The organism is Cupriavidus metallidurans CH34 (genome assembly GCF_000196015.1).
In the GTDB taxonomy this organism is placed as follows: Bacteria; Pseudomonadota; Gammaproteobacteria; order Burkholderiales; family Burkholderiaceae; genus Cupriavidus; species Cupriavidus metallidurans.
In genome coordinates this window covers 511,083-528,417 of sequence record NC_007973.1, presented here as the reverse complement: position 1 = coordinate 528,417, position 17,335 = coordinate 511,083, and the positions used below count along the sequence as shown (strand labels likewise).

15 protein-coding genes are annotated in these 17,335 nt (G+C 65.6%); 7 read left to right on the top strand and 8 right to left on the bottom strand.

The annotated features are described in order from the left end of the window. Positions 1–37 precede the first annotated feature (37 nt). From RMET_RS02520 to RMET_RS02500, 5 genes are all read right to left on the bottom strand, one after another. A complete protein-coding gene (locus RMET_RS02520) occupies positions 38–361 on the bottom strand; it encodes an AzlD domain-containing protein (RefSeq protein ID WP_011515367.1) in 324 nt (107 codons plus the stop codon). After that, on the bottom strand, positions 358–1,158 hold the full coding sequence (locus RMET_RS02515; protein ID WP_011515366.1) for an AzlC family ABC transporter permease: 801 nt from the start codon (positions 1,156–1,158) through the stop codon (positions 358–360). Before RMET_RS02515 ends, RMET_RS02520 begins: the two co-directional genes overlap by 4 nt. A gap of 187 nt (positions 1,159–1,345) precedes the next feature. Continuing rightward, positions 1,346–2,671 carry an MFS transporter gene (locus RMET_RS02510; protein WP_008652156.1) on the bottom strand — a complete coding sequence of 442 codons (1,326 nt, stop codon included), beginning with the start codon at positions 2,669–2,671 and terminating at the stop codon, positions 1,346–1,348. A 36-nt stretch (positions 2,672–2,707) separates the two neighbouring features. Beyond that, a complete protein-coding gene (locus RMET_RS02505) occupies positions 2,708–4,225 on the bottom strand; it encodes an amidase (protein WP_011515365.1) in 1,518 nt (505 codons plus the stop codon). 224 nt (positions 4,226–4,449) lie between these two features. Beyond that, positions 4,450–7,389 carry a DEAD/DEAH box helicase gene (locus RMET_RS02500; RefSeq protein WP_035822026.1) on the bottom strand — a complete coding sequence of 980 codons (2,940 nt, stop codon included), beginning with the start codon at positions 7,387–7,389 and terminating at the stop codon, positions 4,450–4,452. Positions 7,390–7,525: 136 nt separating this feature from the next. Here RMET_RS02500 and RMET_RS02495 point away from each other — a divergent pair, with 136 nt between their 5' ends. From RMET_RS02495 to RMET_RS02470, 6 genes are all read left to right on the top strand, one after another. Then, positions 7,526–8,446: a branched-chain amino acid transaminase gene (locus RMET_RS02495; RefSeq protein ID WP_011515363.1), complete on the top strand. Its 921-nt coding sequence runs from the start codon at positions 7,526–7,528 to the stop codon at positions 8,444–8,446. 59 nt (positions 8,447–8,505) lie between these two features. Then, the gene (locus tag RMET_RS02490) at positions 8,506–8,700 is read left to right on the top strand and encodes a zinc-finger domain-containing protein (RefSeq protein ID WP_008652632.1); all 195 of its coding nucleotides are present in this window, start codon (positions 8,506–8,508) and stop codon (positions 8,698–8,700) included. Between the two features lie 115 nt (positions 8,701–8,815). After that, positions 8,816–9,838 carry a lipopolysaccharide heptosyltransferase II gene (waaF, locus tag RMET_RS02485; protein ID WP_008652635.1) on the top strand — a complete coding sequence of 341 codons (1,023 nt, stop codon included), beginning with the start codon at positions 8,816–8,818 and terminating at the stop codon, positions 9,836–9,838. Positions 9,839–9,848: 10 nt separating this feature from the next. Then, positions 9,849–10,289 carry a YybH family protein gene (locus RMET_RS02480; protein ID WP_011515361.1) on the top strand — a complete coding sequence of 147 codons (441 nt, stop codon included), beginning with the start codon at positions 9,849–9,851 and terminating at the stop codon, positions 10,287–10,289. Between the two features lie 17 nt (positions 10,290–10,306). Continuing rightward, positions 10,307–11,344 (top strand): YheT family hydrolase, encoded by a 1,038-nt coding sequence (locus RMET_RS02475; protein WP_011515360.1) that lies wholly within the window; start codon positions 10,307–10,309, stop codon positions 11,342–11,344. A gap of 63 nt (positions 11,345–11,407) precedes the next feature. Then, entirely contained in the window at positions 11,408–11,980 is a 573-nt protein-coding gene (locus tag RMET_RS02470) for a DUF2946 family protein (RefSeq protein ID WP_011515359.1), read from the top strand. 44 nt (positions 11,981–12,024) lie between these two features. Here RMET_RS02470 and RMET_RS02465 read toward each other — a convergent pair whose 3' ends face one another. Continuing rightward, positions 12,025–13,716, bottom strand: a complete 1,692-nt coding sequence (locus tag RMET_RS02465) for a beta-barrel assembly-enhancing protease (RefSeq protein WP_029310060.1) — start codon at positions 13,714–13,716, stop codon at positions 12,025–12,027. A 163-nt stretch (positions 13,717–13,879) separates the two neighbouring features. On the opposite strand from RMET_RS02465, the gene moaC reads away from it, so the two are divergent. Further along, the gene (moaC, locus tag RMET_RS02460) at positions 13,880–14,359 is read left to right on the top strand and encodes a cyclic pyranopterin monophosphate synthase MoaC (RefSeq protein ID WP_011515357.1); all 480 of its coding nucleotides are present in this window, start codon (positions 13,880–13,882) and stop codon (positions 14,357–14,359) included. 572 nt (positions 14,360–14,931) lie between these two features. On the opposite strand, the gene istB is transcribed toward moaC, so the two are convergent. Together istB and istA are read right to left on the bottom strand one after the other, a co-directional pair. Then, a complete protein-coding gene (gene istB / locus RMET_RS02450) occupies positions 14,932–15,717 on the bottom strand; it encodes an IS21-like element ISRme4 family helper ATPase IstB (RefSeq protein WP_011515356.1) in 786 nt (261 codons plus the stop codon). Next, a complete protein-coding gene (gene istA / locus RMET_RS02445; protein WP_011515355.1) occupies positions 15,707–17,233 on the bottom strand; it encodes an IS21 family transposase in 1,527 nt (508 codons plus the stop codon). The genes istB and istA overlap by 11 nt, the downstream gene beginning before the upstream one ends. Between the last annotated feature and the right edge of the window lie 102 nt (positions 17,234–17,335).

Genomic DNA, 17,335 nt, shown 5'->3' with positions numbered 1-17,335 from the left:
CCCAATAGCCGGTTCGGGGCCGGCGCTGCCGGCCTGGTCAGCCGAGCAGGCGCAGCGCCGTGTAGACCCCCATGCCGACGACGATCATGCCGACCATGCGCTTCGTGAGCAGATAGCAGGCGGTGGCCGCAATGCCGGCCATCAGCTTGTCGTTGGTCGGCGAGAACGAGAAATGCCCTTCGAAGCTCAGGAACTCGGGCAGGATGATCGCTGCCAGCGCGGCGGCTGGCGCGTAGCGCAGCGCGCGCTGGATACGATCGGGAACGGTCACGTGCTCGCCCGCCATCAGGAACAGCGCGCGCGTCACTACCGTGACCAGCGTCATGCCGATGATCGAGATCCAGATTTCGAGGTGGCTCATGTCTGGTCTCCGGCCTGGGGTTGCGCGGACTTGCGCGCGCGAATGCCGCGCAGCGTGGCGCGCGCGGCCATCTCATCGCTGGCCATGCCCGCCGCGATTGCCCCGATGACCGCCACCACCAGCCCCAGCCGGTACGGCAGGTCGAAACACAGCAGCGCCAGGACCGAGGACACCGCCACGGCCAGCAACGTCGAGCGCGAATTGATCGTGGAAACCATCACCGGGATCAACGCCATCATGCCGGCCAGCGCCAGCCCCCAGCTATCGGGGAACAGGCTCGCCAGCAGGATGCCGATGATCGACGATACCTGCCACGTGACGCAGTTGAAGAGCGCCATGCCCCAGAAATACCCTTCCTTGCCCGGCGCGTAGCCCGGCTCGGTGTAGCGCTGCATGAAGTAGACGAAATGCAGATCGCCATTGAAGAAGCCGAGCACGGTCCGGCGCCATAGCGGCAGGTAGCTGAAATGCGGCTGTAGCGCCGCGCTGAAGATCACGAAACGCAGGTTGACCACGGCGCTGGTCAGCAGCACGGTCCAGATCGGCATGCCGGCGGCGAACAGCGGCAGTACGGCCAGTTGCGCGGACCCCGCATAGACCAGCAGCGACATGCCGATCGCCTCCGGCACGGTCAGCGCCGACTTGCTCATCGCCACCCCTGTGACCAGCCCCCAGGAAAAAATCGCGGGCTGGAAACGGGCGAAGAAACGCGCGCCTTCGAGAAAGGCATCGCGCTCCACCTCGGCGAAGCGGTGCCAAAGGCGCTGCCACACCGGGGACAATGGTCGGGGTGTCATGACTTGGATGTGAAGAGGAGACGCAACGGCAGCCCGTCTGTCGTGGCTTGGCCGTCTTGAAGGACCATCGGCCACGCAGTGCGTGGCCGACAGCGAAAGAGCCATTATAGGCGTGTGACAGCCGCTGGTAAGTGGCGGCTTAAAAGTGTTGTTTCGGGGTCAATCCGCGGGCGTCGGCATCCCGGTTTCAGGCGGGGCGTCCGGCGGTCGGCGCCACCGTCACGGGCTCGGCCGCAGCCTGCTGTTTCGCCTCGCCGTCATCGCCGCCACCAGCCTGGCCCAGATCGATACCGGACGTTTCCGGCAACATCGCGGCGGACACCATCACCAGCGCATAGCCAACGCCCGCCACCATCGCGATCGCCAGCGCCAGCGTCGTGCGGCCACTGTTGAGCCAGCCTACAGCCAGCGGGAAGAACGAGCCGATCACGCGGCCGAGGTTGTACGACACACCATAGCCCGTGGCGCGGATGCTGCTCGGATACGACTCGGAGATCGTCGCGCCGATGCCCGAGAACACGCCCTGCATCAGCACGCCGAGCGGGAAGCCGAGGAACAGCATCGACGTGTTCGATACCGGGATGACCATGTAGATCATCGCCATCACGAACGCGCCCGCCGCGAATGCCATGTAGGTCAGGCGTCGGCCCCAGCGGTCCGTTGCGTACGCGCCGGCCACGTAGCCCACCAGCGAGCCAAGGATCGTCACCGCCAGATAGGAACTCGTGCCGAACACCGACAGGCCGCGCTCGGTCTTCAGGAACGTCGGCAGCCATGTGGCGATGGCGTAGTACGCGCCCAGCATCCCGCCCGAAAGCAGGCTGCACAGCACCGTCTTGCGCAGCAGCGGGCCCCGGAACACGCGCGCGAGATCGGCCGCCGCAGATACGTTGCCGCGTTCCGCGCGGCTCTTGAGAAAGACCTCGGGTTCCTGCAGGTTACGGCGCAGATAGACCACCACCAGCGCCGGCAGGATGCCCAGGAAGAAACAGACGCGCCACGCCACTTCCGGCTCGAACAGGTTGAACGTGATCGCGTAGGCAATGGCCGCGCCACCCCAGCCGAACGAATAGCTGCTGGCTGTGAAGCCCGAGTACTTGCCGCGGTGCGCGGGATTCCGGATCAGCTCGGTCACCAGCACCATGCATAGCGACGACTCGCCGCCGAAACCCAGCCCCTGCAGCATGCGGAACATCATGAGCTGTTCGGGCGAGGTGGAGATACCACACAGGAAGCACGACACCGCGAACACCAGAATCGTCCAGCGAAGCACGCGCACGCGGCCAAAGCGGTCCGCCAGCAGTCCCGCGCCGATCGCGCCGACCAGTGATGACACCAGCGTCCACGTGACGATGGCGCCCGCCATCGACTTGCTCATGCCCCACTGGGCCAGCAACGTGGAAATCAGGAACGAATAGATCATGAAGTCGAACACGTCGACCGCATGACCCAGGAAGGCGCCGTAGAACCCCTTGCGCTCGGCGCGCGACAACTCTCTGAACCAGTCCAGCATGGTCTTTCTCCCCTTTTACCGTTGTGAACTTGCGTGTCAGGCGCGCGGCTGGCGGAACACGTGGCCGGCTGCCTCAAGCTGCTGCGCGAACCGCAGCGATGTCAGGTCGCCAAACCGGCGCGCCACGATCTGCACGCCAACCGGTAACCCATCGCTGGCCGGACCGATCGGCGCCACCGTGGACGGCAATCCACACAGCCCCGAATGGCCGGCCCAGAACAACTGCGACGTCAGCGGCCATGCCGTGCCGTTCACATCGATCGTCCGCTGCCACGGTTCGCCGGCCTCGTCGAGCGGGAACGCCGTGGTCGAGGCCGCCGGGCACAGCAGCACGTCGTAGTCGGCGAAGAATCGCTCCCACGCGTCCGCGAACCGGGCGCGAGCGTGTTGCAGCAATAGCCAGTCGCGATGACTCAGCGTGGCGCCAGAGAACTGCAGCGTGGCGTAGTCTTCGTCGTTGCCGGCATCGCCTGCCTTGGCGAGCGCGTCGGCGAATGCCGCATCGTCCATGTAGAGCGAAGTGGTGGCACGCAGTAGCAGCACATAGGTGCGCCAAAGCGCCGCCGCATCGAAGTCCGGACGCACGTTCCAGTCCACGCGCGCGCCCTGCCCGGTCAGCCAGTGACCAAGGCCCTCGATCGCGCCGCTCACCGTGGCATCGACCTCCGCCAACGGATGCGTGGGCAGCACGGCCACGCGAAAATCGGCCAGCCGGGCGTGATCGCACGCCGGCAGATCGAGTTTCCAGGCGGGAAGTTCGGCCGCGTCGGGGCCGGAGATGGCTCGCAGGATCAGTTCGAGGTCATACGCGCTCCGGGCCACGGGGCCGGCCACGTTGATGTCCTGCCCGGCAAACCCTGCCGCTGCGTTGCCGTGGCCGCGCAGTGGCACGATGCCGTGGCTGCTCTTGTGCGAGAACACCCCGCAGTAGTGCGCCGGGTTGCGCAGCGACGAACCGATATCCGAGCCAATGTCGAAGTAGCTCATGCCGGCGCAGACCGCCGCCGCGCTGCCGCCGGAAGACCCGCCCGGCGTGCGCGACAGGTCGTGCGGATTGCGCGTGGTGCCATAGATCGCGTTGTAGCTCTGCCAGTCGCGCAGCCCGAGCGGCACATTGGTCTTGCCGAGCAACACGGCGCCCTGGGCACGCAGCCGTTCGACCACCACCGCATCGCTGCCGGCCCGATGCGCGCGCCGCGCAGGGCTGCCGCAGGTAGTCGGCCAGCCAGCCACGTCAAAGGACTCCTTGATCGAGAACGGAATGCCGTCGAGCGGTCCAAGCGCCTGCCCGGCCCGGCGGCGCGCATCGCTCTGCCTGGCGGCGTGACGGGCTGCCTCGAAATCCGCCAGCACCATTGCATTGATTTCGCCATTGCGGGCGGCCCAGGCCGCGTGACAGGCATCGACCAGCGCCTGCGCGGTGGTCTCGCCGCGCGCGAGTTGCGCGGCCGCCTGGTGAACCGGATGAAAGCTCGCCTCGGGCTGAACGGCGTCAGCCGGAGACAGGTCTGGCAGGGTCACGGTAGCTCCGTTGTCATCTTGGACCGAGCCCATCAGGCTTGGGGCGGTGGGTCGGTCTGTGGGGGCGATTGGAGAAGCAATCGGTATACTATATTCACAACACCACAGACCACAAGGCAGTATTTGTGCCAGGGTGGATGCACCGCAACAAGGCAGGAAAAGGGAAATGAGGGGAAATCAGGTGGCGGATTGATGGTGCGATGCACCATGCATGGGAGCCGTTTTGTATACCGTTTGGTGCCTGAGCGGCGTATCGCTCATCGCCGCAGCAGCCCTACCAGTTCATCGACATCGGGCAACGGCACATCGCGGCCGATCGCCTCGCCATCCATCGCGTCGAGCACGCCGTCCGCCAGCGCCCGCTTGCCCTGGTGCAGATCGACGATGCGCTCCTCGATCGTGCCGGCCGCGATCAGCCGGTAGACCGTGACCGGCCGCTGCTGGCCGATGCGGTGCGCGCGGCCCATCGCCTGATCCTCGGCAGCCGGGTTCCACCAGGGATCGGCAATCACGATGTAGTCGGCGGCGGTCAGGTTCAGGCCGAACCCGCCTGCCTTCAGGCTGATCAGGAACACATCGCCCTCGCCCGCCTGAAATGCCGCCACGCGTCGCGTGCGCTCGCCGGCCGGTGTCGCGCCGTCGAGGTACTGCCACGCCAGACCCGCGTCAACGAGCGCCTGCCGCAGCATCTGCAGGAAATCGACGAACTGGCTGAAGACCAGCGTCTTATGCCCGTTGGCGGCCAGCGTGGCCGCCAGTTCGGCGAATGCCCGCACCTTGGCGCCGGGCTGCCCTACATCGGGCGTGACCAGTCGCGGATCGCACGCGGCACGGCGCATCCGCATCAACTGGGCAAGCACATGGATGCGCGCCTCGGGCTCGGTCATGGCAGCGGGCGCCTTCTTGTCCTTGCGCGGACGCAGCAGCGCCCGTTCCGCCTCGGAAAGCGCCTGCCGGCGCAGCGCCTCGTAGTGGGCGGCTTCCGTGGGCTCGGGCGTGACGCGAATCACCAGTTCCGTGCGCGGCGGCAATTCGTCGAGGACCTGCGCCTTGGTCCGGCGCAACACGAACGGGGCAATCATGCGCCGGAGCCGCTGACGCGGATCGCGTGCGCCGCTGCGTTCGATCGGATTCGCGAAATGCTCGTTGAAGCGTGCCAGCGAGCCAAGCAACCCCGGCACGCAGAAACGCATCACGGCCCAGAGTTCGGCAAGACGGTTTTCGACTGGTGTACCGGAAAGCGCGATGCGGCAATCGGCCGGCAGCGCGAACATCGCCTGTGCGCGGCGCGAAGACGGATTCTTGAACGACTGCGCCTCGTCAGCCACGACCGTATGCCAGTGACGGTCGCAGAAAGCCTTGCGGGCCTGTTGCAGCAGGTTGTACGAGACGATCACCAGATCGTGCGCGGCGGCCTGCCCGACGATCGCCTCGCGGTCGCCATCGGCATAGACGTGGACCCGCAACGCCGGGGCGAAGCGACGCGCCTCTGTGGCCCAGTTGCCGCAGACCGAGGTTGGCGCGACAACCAGGGCCGGGCCACCCGCCGCCCGCGCCAGCAGCACGGCCAGCGACTGCAGCGTCTTGCCCAGGCCCATGTCATCGGCCAGGCATGCGCCAAAGCCGGCTTCTGCCAGCGACATCATCCAGCGGAAGCCTTCGAGCTGATACGGCCGCAACTCCGCCACCAGCGTCGGCGGCACCGGCGCATCGTGACCACGCGCGGCACGCAGTTGCTTCACGCGGGTGCGGAAGTGCGCGTCGGGGTCGATACCGGCGCCAGCCAGCACGTCGTCGAGCCAGGGCGCGGCCACCAGCGGCACACGGATGCCGTCCCGGACGCCATCGCCCACGCCGGCCAGATCGCGCAGCCGGTCTCGCAACTGGCGGGTCAGCGCCACGTAGACGCCGTGCGCCATCGGCATGAAGCGGCCCGCATGGCCGTGCGCCCACGCGACCAGTTTTTCGAGCGAGATCACCAGCCCCTCGGCCACGCGCAGTTCGCCCACGAGCTTGAACCATTCGCTGCCGGTCTCCACGCTGACGGCAAGCTGCGCGATATCAGCCGGCAAGACGCGCAACTCACGGCCACGCGGCCATTCGAGATCGATCACGCCGGCCAGTCCGGGCAACACCTCGATGGCGGTCAGCGCGTCCTCGGGATCGTCCAGCGTCCAGGTGTGCTCGCCGCCTGCGGGGGCCTGCTGCACGAGGAACGGCAACGCCTCGAATACCTCGGCCACGTGCGCGTGCTCGGCATCGAGATCGCGGTACGTCACGTGCGTCTCGCCGCCAATCGTCGCCATCAGTTGCGCGCGGCCGTGGCCCGGCGCGAGCCTGGGCCCGAGCACGCCAAGCGGCGTCACCACCAGCCGCAGGCTGATGCCGCGCCCAACCGGCGCCACCTCGGCACGCAGCCGCGACTCCGGGTCGCGCTCGCGTGCCTCGCCCGAGCTGTCGGCGTGAATCTGGAAGTGGCCCGCCAGCGCGCGCAACGTGCTGTCGAGCCGCGCCTGGGCATCGGCCGGCACGGAGAGTCCGCCCGCGATGAGCTTGGCCGCGCCCTGCTGCGCCGGCGTGAAGCGGACCACGCGCAGCCGGCGCGGACCATCCTGCAGCACGGTGATCTGGCGTAGCGACTCGGCTTCCTGACGCGCGGCGGCGGGCAGGAAGTCCTCCATGGCCAGCGCCTCGCGCAGTGGCGGCACGATCCGCAGCACGTAGCGGTCGCCCTCGCGCACCGCCTCGAGCGAAGGCGCGGACTCGACCACTTCCATCGGCACCGTCGGCGCATGGGACAGCACCACGGCCGGATGCCCCACCAGCGCCACCACGGCGGCGGCGCGGTCCAGCACGTGACGCCGGTTGCGCGATGCGTCCCGGCGGATGGCACGGGCGACGCGGACATCCCACTGTGGCAGGGTGTCGTCCTCGGCCACACGGGCCAGCGGCACCGGCCTGGGCTTGCTCCAGCCACGCGCCCCGTGAGTCTGCTCCAGCGGCTCGATCGTCCCGACCACACCGTCTGCATCGAGGGTCAGCGCCCAGAGCAGGCGGCGTCCGTCGCCGGTGCCGGCGGCTTCATCCACGCCCCCCGCCAATGCCTCAAGTGCGCAAAGCGTGGCCTGCCAGCCGCCATCCGCGACGGAATCGGCATCATGATCGGCACGCTCGACGGGGAGTTCGGGTTGGGACACGCGGCTGCGGAACGGTGGAAGGTCGGAAGGTGCGATTGTAGAACGCTCTATCCGCCGCCCTTCGTTGGCACGCAAGGACGCGCGGCTTACAATGGTGCCTTTGCGACATTTACCTGGGCTGCAGAGGGAGACGACCATGTCGATGGCAGATCGCGACGGCAAGATCTGGATGGATGGCAAGCTGATTGAGTGGCGTGACGCAAAGATTCACGTACTCACGCACACGCTGCATTACGGCATGGGTGTATTTGAAGGCGTGCGCGCCTACAAGACGCCGGAAGGCACCGCGATTTTCCGCCTCAAGGAGCACACGCGCCGCCTGTTCAACTCTGCCAAGATCTTCCAGATGGCCATGCCGTTCGACGAGGCCACGCTCGAAGCCGCCCAGCGCGAAGTTGTGCGCGCCAACAACCTTGAGTCGTGCTATATCCGTCCGCTGGTGTGGATCGGCTCCGAAAAGCTCGGTGTGTCGGCCAAGGGCAACACGATTCACGTGGCGATCGCCGCCTGGCCCTGGGGCGCGTATCTGGGCGAGGAAGGCCTGGAACGTGGCATCCGCGTGAAGACCTCGTCGTTCACGCGCCATCACGTGAATGTGTCGCTGGTGCGCGCCAAGGCATCGGGCTACTACATCAACTCGATCCTGGCCAACCAGGAAGCCACCGGCCTGGGCTACGACGAAGCCCTGCTGCTGGATACCGAAGGCTACGTGAGCGAAGGCTCTGGCGAGAATGTGTTCATCGTGCGCAACGGCGTGATCTACACGCCGGACCTGGCCTCGTGCCTGGACGGCATCACGCGCGACGCCACGCTGACAATCGCCCGTGACCTCGGCATCGAGGTGCGCGAGAAACGCATCACGCGTGACGAGATGTACTGCGCTGACGAAGCGTTCTTCACCGGCACCGCCGCCGAAGTGACGCCGATCCGCGAGCTGGACGACCGTGTCATCGGCGAAGGCCGCCGCGGCCCCGTTACCAAGCGCATCCAGGACGCGTTCTTCGCGGCCGTGGGTGGCACCGACGAAAAGTACAAGAAGTGGCTGACGCTGGTCTGATCGACGGCGCCGACCCTGCATTTCCAATCGACATCCCTGCAAGACAGAAAAGCAACACCATGACTCAAACCGCATCCGTCGTAGAAATCGGCGCAGAAGACATGCCGCTGCATTGCCCCACGGCCAACACCCCGGCATGGAACTACCATCCCCGCGTCTTCCTGGACGTGGCAGACACTGGCGAGGTCAGGTGCCCGTACTGCGGCACCGTGTACAAGCTCAAGCCGGGCACCGTACTGAAGGGTCATCACTGACCCGCCCGGCCCTCGCCAATTCCTGTCGTTTCGACCTGACGCCCCGGGCCGCCCAGCGCCCCGGGGCGTTGACATGCCCGGGCACCGCATCACAGGGCCACGCAATACCCACAATATGAGAAAAGCCCTCGTCATTGCCCCGAACTGGATCGGCGACGCGCTGATGGCGCAGCCGCTGTTCGCGCTGCTCAAGGCCCGTCACCCGCAACTGGTGATCGACGCGCTCGCCCCCAAATGGGTGGCGCCCGTGCTGGCGCGCATGCCGGAGATCGGCAAGGTCTTCCCGACCGATCTGGCACACGGCAAGCTGCAATTGAGCGCGCGCCTGCTGTTCGCGCAACAGCTCAAGCACGAAGGCTACGACATGGCCTACGTGCTGCCGAATTCGCTGAAATCCGCGCTGATTCCGTTTCTGGCCGGCATTCCACTGCGCATCGGCTATCGTGGCGAAGCACGCTTCGGCATGCTCAACGTGCGCCACGCCAATCCGCCGCGTGACAAGCGGCCGCCGATGGTGGAGCACTACGCGCGTCTGGCGCTCAAGCCCGGCGCCCGCCTGCCCGAGTCGATTCCCGACCCGAAGCTCAAGAGCGATCCCAGGCGCATGGCCGCCACGGCCGAGCGCTTCGGCATCGCGCCGGGCACACGTCTGATCTCGTTCTGCCCGGGTGCGGAGTTCGGCCCGGCCAAGCGCTGGCCGGCCGCGCACTTCGCCGCGCTGGCGCAGATGCTGCGTCGCTCGTTCCCGTACGCGCAGATCATCGCGCTCGGCTCGGCCAAAGATGCCGAGATCGCCGACGAGATCGTCAAAGGCGCGCCGTTCGTCAGGAATCTGTGCGGTCAGACATCGCTCGACGATGCCGTGGACCTGCTGGCGCTCTCAGAGGCCGCGGTCTGCAACGACTCGGGCCTGATGCACGTCACCGCCGCCCTGAACCGGCCGCAGGTAGCCGTTTTCGGCTCCAGCGATCCGCGCCACACGCCCCCGCTGTCACAGGCAGCGAGTATCATGTGGCTTCAACTCGAGTGCAGTCCCTGCTTCAAGCGCGAGTGCCCGCTCGGCCACCTGCGCTGCCTGAAGGAGATCGAGCCCGAAATGGTATTTGTCGAGCTGCGCAAGCTCCTGCACCGCCCCTGACTCATCCAACATGCCTCGTTTCGCCCGCCTGTTCGATTCCGCCGAAGACATCGTCGATGCCTTCCGTGAAGCCATGAAGTTGCGCGACGCCGATGGCGCGTTGCGGCTGTGGCTGGATGAAGACTCTGTCACGTGCGTGATGCCCGACGGCCAGCGCCTGATCGGCCACGACCAACTGCGCCAGGCATTCGCGCTGTTGCTCGAGGAGCAGCCCGTGCTGATCGATGCGATCGAGACCAGCAGCCATGCGTCGCTGGCCGTGTCGATCTTCGACGTGACGGAAGCGCTGCGATTCGGCACTGACCGCGTGGAGGCCGACCTCTACGTGCACACCACCTACGTGCTGATGCAGAACCACGAGGGCTGGCGCCTTGCCCACATCCACTGCAGCCCGGCGAATGCCGTGCAGGTAGCGGCCGTGGCGGCGGCTCCGGGGCAGGCACTGCACTGATCCCCGCGCAAGACGCCATGCTGTTCGGCGAAGCCTTTCAAACGCCATGGTGGCTGCGCGGTGGCCACGCGCAGACGATCCTGCCGGCACGCTTCACGCGCCACCGGCGCATCGTGTTCCGGCGCGAACGCTGGGACACCCCCGACGGCGACTTCATCGACCTGGACTGGACCACCCACCCGACCACCCCGGGCGCGCCGCTGGTGGTGATGTTCCACGGTCTCGAAGGCGATTCGCGCAGCCACTACGCGCAAACGCTGATGGCCGCGCTGCGCGAGCGCGGCTGGCAAGGCGTGATCCCGCACTTCCGGGGCTGCTCGGGTGAACTGAACATCGCGCCGCGCTTCTACCATTCGGGCGACTCGGCCGAGATCCGCTGGGTGCTGGAACGCGTGCGGAATCAGGTCCACACGGTGCAACCGGGACGACAGATGCTGGCCGTGGGCATCTCGCTGGGCGGCAATGCGCTGCTGCGTTATCTGGGCGAGGAAGGCAGCGGAGCGAACTTCCTTTCCGCCGCCGCGTCCGTCTCGGCACCGCTGGATCTGGCCGCCGGCGGCGCGGCGCTGTCCAGTGGCTTCAACATGATCTACACGCGCATGTTCCTGCAGACGCTCAAGCGCAAGTCGCTGGCGAAGCTGGAACAGTTTCCAGGTCTGTACGATCGGGAAACGATGCTCGGCAGCCGCGATCTCTATGCGTTCGACAACGTCGTGACCGCGCCTCTGCACGGCTTTCGCGACACGGACGATTACTGGGCGCGCGCATCGAGCAAACCGATCCTCGGCGAGATCCGCGTCCCGACGCTAGTCCTCAACGCCCGCAACGATCCGTTCCTGCCCGCCCGGCATCTGCCGGGCCCACGCGAGGTCAGCGCCGACGTGCTGCTGGAACAGCCCGAGCACGGCGGCCACGTCGGCTTCATGACGCCACGCGAGGGTCTGCTGGGCCAGTTGCCGCTGCTACCCTTCGCGGGCCATATCGAATGGCTGCCCACACGCATCCTTGATTATTTCGACAGCGTGCGCGCGACCCAAGCAACACCAGCCACCTGAGGCGGCGCATCTCCGGCCCAACGCCGGAACCGCCACACTGGCAGAGACAAGAAGGAGACAAACATGGATGAGGTGGTCAAGCAGGCCATGGCGCGCTGGCCCAATGTGCCGTACTGCTACGGCTGGCTAGCACTGGACCGGCGCGGACAATGGCGGATGCGCAACGAGTTCGCGCAGCAGCATGGACTCTCGGGCGATCCGATCCGGCACGAGGCGTTGATCGGTTTCATCGAGCGCAACTACACGCACGACGAACGCGGCGCGTGGTACTTCCAGAATGGTCCGCAGCGCGTGTTCGTATCACTGATGTACACGCCGTGGGTGGCGAGGCTGCACAACGGCCGGCTGACCACGACGTCGGACCGTCCGTTCACGCCGACCGCCTGCTATACGGATGAGCAAGGCAACGTGGTCTTCGCCGGCACGGTGCAGGGTGTCGACAATGCCGTGCAAGTCGCGCTGCTGCACGACCATGATCTCGAAGCGTTCAGCGAGGCGTGCGACTGGCATGGTGAAGCGTGCGGCGCCACATTGGGGGTGTTCCATCACGACGGCGTCGACATCGACATCGAACCGGTGACGGAAGCGGAATTACCCAAGCGCTATGGCTTTGTGCGAACGCCGGTAGCCGAGTAAGGCTTTTCTCCTCTCCCCACGCCTGGGCCAATCACCCAGGCCGATCAGTTCGGCATCCCCTTGTTGTCCTGCTTCTCTTCCTTGAACTGAAGCTGTAGCTGATGCAGACGCGCATCGACTTCGGACAACGTGTAGAAGTCGCCATCACCGGCCTTGCGCGCGATCTGGAGTTGTTCGATAGCTGCCTGGTACGAGCCATCCATCGCATACTTCTCGGCCATCGCCTGATGCTGCTGCAGGCGCTTGCCTTGCGCCGCGTAGGCACGCGCGAGCAGTTCCCACCATTCGGATCGGCTGGTTTCCTCGCGCGTGCGGGACCGCAGGAACGCTACGGCATCGTCTAGCTTGTTCGCTGCGACAAGCGTGTCGGCATAGGCCAGCGCCGCCGCGTGAGACAGCGGAAACGCGCGCATCGTGGCCATCGCCTGCGTCAGCGCATCCTGCGTCCTCCCCTCGGCACGCGCTAGTTCCACCGCCATCACATCCAGCATCGGACTGCCCGACGTCGCACCCGGGATATTTCCGTAGAGGCGACGCGCCTCCGCAAGCGCCTTCTCGGCATCGGCAAAACGGCCCAGCCGCTGATTGGCGAAGGCGATGCCGTAGTAGACCGCCGGCAGTCGCACCGCGGACGTGTTGCTGTTCACCTGGGCCTGGAAGACGGCCAGCACGTTGCGCACATCGTTCGGTGTGGGCTCCTGAATCACGCGTGCCCGCGCGCGGGCGAACTCGTACTCGGGCGTGTTCGGAATCTTGTGCGGGGGCACGTGACTCACGCGGTCCTGCATGTCGGCGATACGTTCGGAAGTCAGCGGGTGGGTACGCACATAGGCCGGCACGGAATTGTCCGAAATGCCCATCACGCGTTGCAGACGCTGAAAGAAGTCGGGCATCCCCTGGGGATCGAATCCCGCCGCCGTCATGATCTGGAAGCCAACGCGGTCAGCCTCGCGCTCGGCGCCGCGCGAAAACGAAAGCAGGTTCGCGACGGCCGCGCCCTGCCCGCCCATCGCCAGCGCCGCCGCGGCATCGCCGCTCTTGGTGGCGGCCAGGCCGGCCAGCACCATCGAGGCCAACGCGATCCACATCGACTGGTTCTGATTGGTGATGCCGCGCGCAATGTGCCGCTGCATCACGTGGCCGATTTCGTGCCCCAGCACCGACGCCAGTTCGGATTCGGTCTCCGACTGCACCAGCAGCCCGGTATGCACGCCGATGTAGCCGCCCGGCATGGCAAAGGCGTTGATCGAGCGATCCCGCACGCCAAACAGCTCGAAGCCGGTGGCAAAGGTGCCCGAACCGTTCGAGCCCGAGATGTTCTGCCGGCGGGCCGCCTGGACGAGCCTGTAACCAAGCGCATTCAGGTAGTCGTTCATAAGCGGGTCGGAGACATAGTCGGGATCCCGGCGGATGTCGCGCATGATCCGGTCGCCGAGGCGCTTCTCCATATCCGGCGACAGCGAAGCCGTCGACGGATCACCAAGATCGGGCAACTGATTGCCTGAACTCTCCACCACCGTGTTGGCGCTGCGCAGCCCGAATTCGGACTTCTGGCCGGCCCGCACGCTCCGGTTGAGGTTGTCGTAGACCTGATCGCTGGCGTCGCTTGGAGGGGGTGGCGCGGCTGGGGCAATACTCGTCGTGCCTGCCGGCTTTGCGCCCGTTCCCTGCACGCCCTGAGGCCACGCCGGAGCAGCCATTGTCAGCACCAGCACGGCGGCCAGCGCACGCGTCATATGTGATGCGCGCGAGGCTGGCGCGGCGGCTGCGAGTGGGCGAGCACTCGGCCGGGCTGACAGGCGGAAAGGCCGGAGGGTCTTGGGCATGTTGCTATGATAGCGGCCTGCGGATGACGTTCCCATCGGGCAAGCCCCAGCACACATTTCCTCCTGTTTCGCCATGAGCCAGCTCACACATTTCGACAACGCCGGACAAGCCCATATGGTCGACGTCGGCAACAAGGCCAACACCCATCGCGTCGCCGTGGCAACCGGCACGATCACGATGCTGCCCGCGACCTTCGCGCTGGTGCGCGACGGCAGCGCCAAGAAAGGCGACGTGCTCGGCATCGCCCGCGTGGCGGCGATCATGGCCACCAAGCGAACCGCCGACCTGATCCCGCTCTGCCATCCGATTGGCCTGACCAAGGTGGCGGTCGACTTCGCACTCGACGAACCGAGTTCGACAATCGCCTGCATCGTCCGCACCGAGACCCACGGCCAGACCGGCGTGGAAATGGAAGCGCTGACCGGCGTGCAGGTGGCCCTGCTGACCATCTACGACATGTGCAAGGCCGTGGACCGGGGCATGGTGATGGGGAACGTGAAGCTGCTGGAAAAGCACGGCGGCAAGTCGGGGGATTGGGTGGCGGGCGCTTGATTTCAAAGGGAAATCTTAGCCAAATGCAGCCCAATCTTGCCAACCTGCTAGGTAACGTGAGGCCCGGAAGGTCAACCCTGCAAGGGCCTCAATAGACACATTCACTTCGGTTTGTCCAACGTTTGTCCAAGTGAGGTCAAACGATGGCATCAATTAGGCGTAGAGGTAACGTGTGGCAGGCTCGGGTTTCCCGCAAAGGTTTCCCTGCTGAAGTCGGCACGTTTGAAACCAAGGGAGCGGCAGAACGCTGGGCTCGCACCATAGAGTCCGAGATGGACCGTGGCGTGCATGTCAGCCGCCAGGAGGCCGAGCGGGCCACCTTAGCGGAGGTCATTGGGCGGTACATCGAGGAGGTCTCCCCGCTGCACAAAGGGCACGACACCGAAGTAATCAGATTGCGTGCCTTGCAGCGGTCCCGGCTGGCTGAGTACAGCATGTCCACCCTCAGCCCCAAGGTTGTAGCTGAGCATCGAGATAAGCGGCTTGGTGAGGTCTCCAAGTCCACCGTTTGTTGATTTGCACCGAATCCTGACCCACGATTTGCATCGAAAATTGACCCACCCCAAAAGCTGTTAGGTGTCGCTTTGTGCGGGCTGTTTTGCGGTGCGTTTCTCCTTTTTTGGTTGGGTGGTGCTGTGCTTGAAACGATAGCTATCGTTTCCGGTCTCCACAATGTGGCAGTGATGGGTAAGGCGGTCGAGCAGCGCAGTGGTCATCTTGGCATCCCCAAAGACACTGGACCATTCCCCGAAGCTGAGGTTGGTGGTGATGATCAGGCTGGTGCGCTCGTAGAGCTTGCTGATCAGATGAAACAGCAATGCGCCACCGACCTGGCTGAAGGGCAGATAGCCCAACTCATCGAGGATCACCAGGTCTGCGTACATCAGTCGCGTGGCCAGATGGCCGGGCTTGCCAGAGACCTTCTCCAGTTCCAGTGCGTTGACCAGTTCGACGGTCGAGAAGAAGCGCACCCGGCGGTGGTGATGCTCCACGGCCTGTACACCGATGGCGGTACCCAGATGCGTCTTGCCCGTGCCAGGGCCGCCGACCAGCACCACGTTGTGGGCGGATTCTAGGAACTCGCAGCGGTGGAGTTGCCGCACCAGCGCCTCGTTGGCCTCGCTGCAACTGAAGTCGAAGCCGGTCAGATCCCGGTAGGCCGGAAAGCGCGCCACCTTCATCTGATAGGCCAGCGAGCGCACTTCACGCTCAGTGGTTTCTGCCTTGAGCAGGCGAGACAGAATGGCGACGGCGGACTGATAGGCCGGCGAGTCCTGCGCCGCCAGGTCGCCAAGCGCGTGAGCCATGCCGTGCAGCTTCAAGGATTTGAGCATCTCCATCATGGCTTCATGCTGCATGCGGCACCTCCCGGTCACGCAGACTGTCATAACGCGCGACGTTGGCCTGCGGCTCGACCTGCAAAGCCAGCGCCTGAGGCGTGGTGATGGGGGCTACCGGTCCACCTTCGAGCAGGCGGCTGAGGATATTGAGGACGGTCTGCTTGGAGGCGGCACCTGCCTCGAGCGCCAGCTCCACCGCGGTCAGCACGGCCTGTTCGTCGTGCAATAGGACAAGCGCCAAGATCTCGACCATCTCCCGATCGCCGCCGGGCCGCTTGAGCAGCGTAGCCTGCAGGCGCCGGAAGCCCTCTGGCAACTCGGCGAACGGTGCGCCGTTGCGCAGCGCGCCAGGCTTGCGCTGCAGCACCGCGAGGTAGTGGCGCCAGTCATAGACCGTATGGCCGGGATGGTGACCGCGATTGATGTGCCGTACGTGCTCGGCAATCACCTGGCCTTCGGCGACAAACAAGAGCCGCGTGGCATAGACACGCAGACTGATGGGCCGGTTGGCAAACGAGGCAGGCACGCTGTAGCGGTTGCGCTCGAAGTTCACCAGGCAGGTAGGCGACACGCGCTTGGTGTGTTCGACAAAGCCGTCGAACGCCTGCCCCACCGGCATCAGGTGCGGCCGCTCCAGTGACCAGGCTTCCCAGATGGTCATATCCAGCTCCGGGTGGCGGGTCTGCTGCCACAGGCGCACGCATTGGTCGGCCAACCAATCATTAAGCGCGGCCAGAGAGCCGAAGGCAGGAACACGTTGCCAGATCCGGTGACGGCTGTCCTGGACATTCTTCTCGATCTGGCCCTTCTCCCAGCCCGAGGCTGGATTGCAGAACTCGGCATCGAACAGGTAATGGCTGACCATGGTGCCAAAGCGCAGGTTGACGTCGCGCAGCTTGCCCTGGCGCACCCGGTCGACGGCCGTCTTCATGTTGTCGTAGATGCCGCGGCGCGGGATCCCGCCCCACGCCACAAAGGCATGGTGATGGGCATCGAACAGCATCTCGTGGGTCTGCAACAGGTAGGCGCGCAGGAAGAAGGCCCGACTGTGGCTCAGCTTGAACTGGGCCACCTGCAGCTTGGTGCGCTCGCCGGCGATGACGGCCCAGTCCTCGCTCCAGTCGAACTGGAAGGCCTCACCCTCGGCGAAGCGCAAGGGGATGTAGGTGCCGCGGCCCGACGATCGCGCTTGCTCTTGCTGTTCCTGACGCCAGCGACGCGCGAACGCCGCGACTCGATCATAGGAACCCGTGAAGCCCAGAGCACACAGATCGGCATGGATCTGCTTGAGCGTGCGTCGTTGCTTACGCGGCTTGTTGGCCTCGGTCTTGAGCCACGCGGCGAGCTTGGCGGCATGGCCGTCGAGCTTGCTCGGGCTCTGCCGTGTGGGGTAGGCGGGTGCTGTGACGTCAGTGCGCAGATAGCGCCTGACCGTATTCCTGGAAATACCCAGGCGTCTGGCGATCTCGCGCAGCGGGATCTGGTCGCGAAGATGCCAGCGTCGAATGATGCTCAGTATGGCCACGTCGATCACTCCGAACTCCCGCTCGTTCCCAAGCGGGCAAGTGTTCTATACGTGGGTCAACATTCGATGCAAATACCTGCCGTGGGTGGGTCAGGATTCAGTGCAAATCAA

Excerpts from the sequence above, each read along its gene's own strand:
- waaF (WP_008652635.1), top strand. The coding sequence starts at position 8,816 with ATGAGAAAAGCCCTCGTCATTGCCCCGAACTGGATCGGCGACGCGCTG.
- RMET_RS02470 (WP_011515359.1), top strand. The coding sequence starts at position 11,408 with ATGGATGAGGTGGTCAAGCAGGCCATGGCGCGCTGGCCCAATGTGCCG.
- RMET_RS02465 (WP_029310060.1), bottom strand. The coding sequence starts at position 13,716 with ATGACGCGTGCGCTGGCCGCCGTGCTGGTGCTGACAATGGCTGCTCCG.
- RMET_RS02515 (WP_011515366.1), bottom strand. The coding sequence starts at position 1,158 with ATGACACCCCGACCATTGTCCCCGGTGTGGCAGCGCCTTTGGCACCGC.
- RMET_RS02495 (WP_011515363.1), top strand. The coding sequence starts at position 7,526 with ATGTCGATGGCAGATCGCGACGGCAAGATCTGGATGGATGGCAAGCTG.
- RMET_RS02520 (WP_011515367.1), bottom strand. The coding sequence starts at position 361 with ATGAGCCACCTCGAAATCTGGATCTCGATCATCGGCATGACGCTGGTC.
- RMET_RS02480 (WP_011515361.1), top strand. The coding sequence starts at position 9,849 with ATGCCTCGTTTCGCCCGCCTGTTCGATTCCGCCGAAGACATCGTCGAT.
- RMET_RS02490 (WP_008652632.1), top strand. The coding sequence starts at position 8,506 with ATGACTCAAACCGCATCCGTCGTAGAAATCGGCGCAGAAGACATGCCG.
- RMET_RS02505 (WP_011515365.1), bottom strand. The coding sequence starts at position 4,225 with ATGGGCTCGGTCCAAGATGACAACGGAGCTACCGTGACCCTGCCAGAC.
- RMET_RS02475 (WP_011515360.1), top strand. The coding sequence starts at position 10,307 with ATGCTGTTCGGCGAAGCCTTTCAAACGCCATGGTGGCTGCGCGGTGGC.
- moaC (WP_011515357.1), top strand. The coding sequence starts at position 13,880 with ATGAGCCAGCTCACACATTTCGACAACGCCGGACAAGCCCATATGGTC.
- RMET_RS02510 (WP_008652156.1), bottom strand. The coding sequence starts at position 2,671 with ATGCTGGACTGGTTCAGAGAGTTGTCGCGCGCCGAGCGCAAGGGGTTC.
- istB (WP_011515356.1), bottom strand. The coding sequence starts at position 15,717 with ATGCAGCATGAAGCCATGATGGAGATGCTCAAATCCTTGAAGCTGCAC.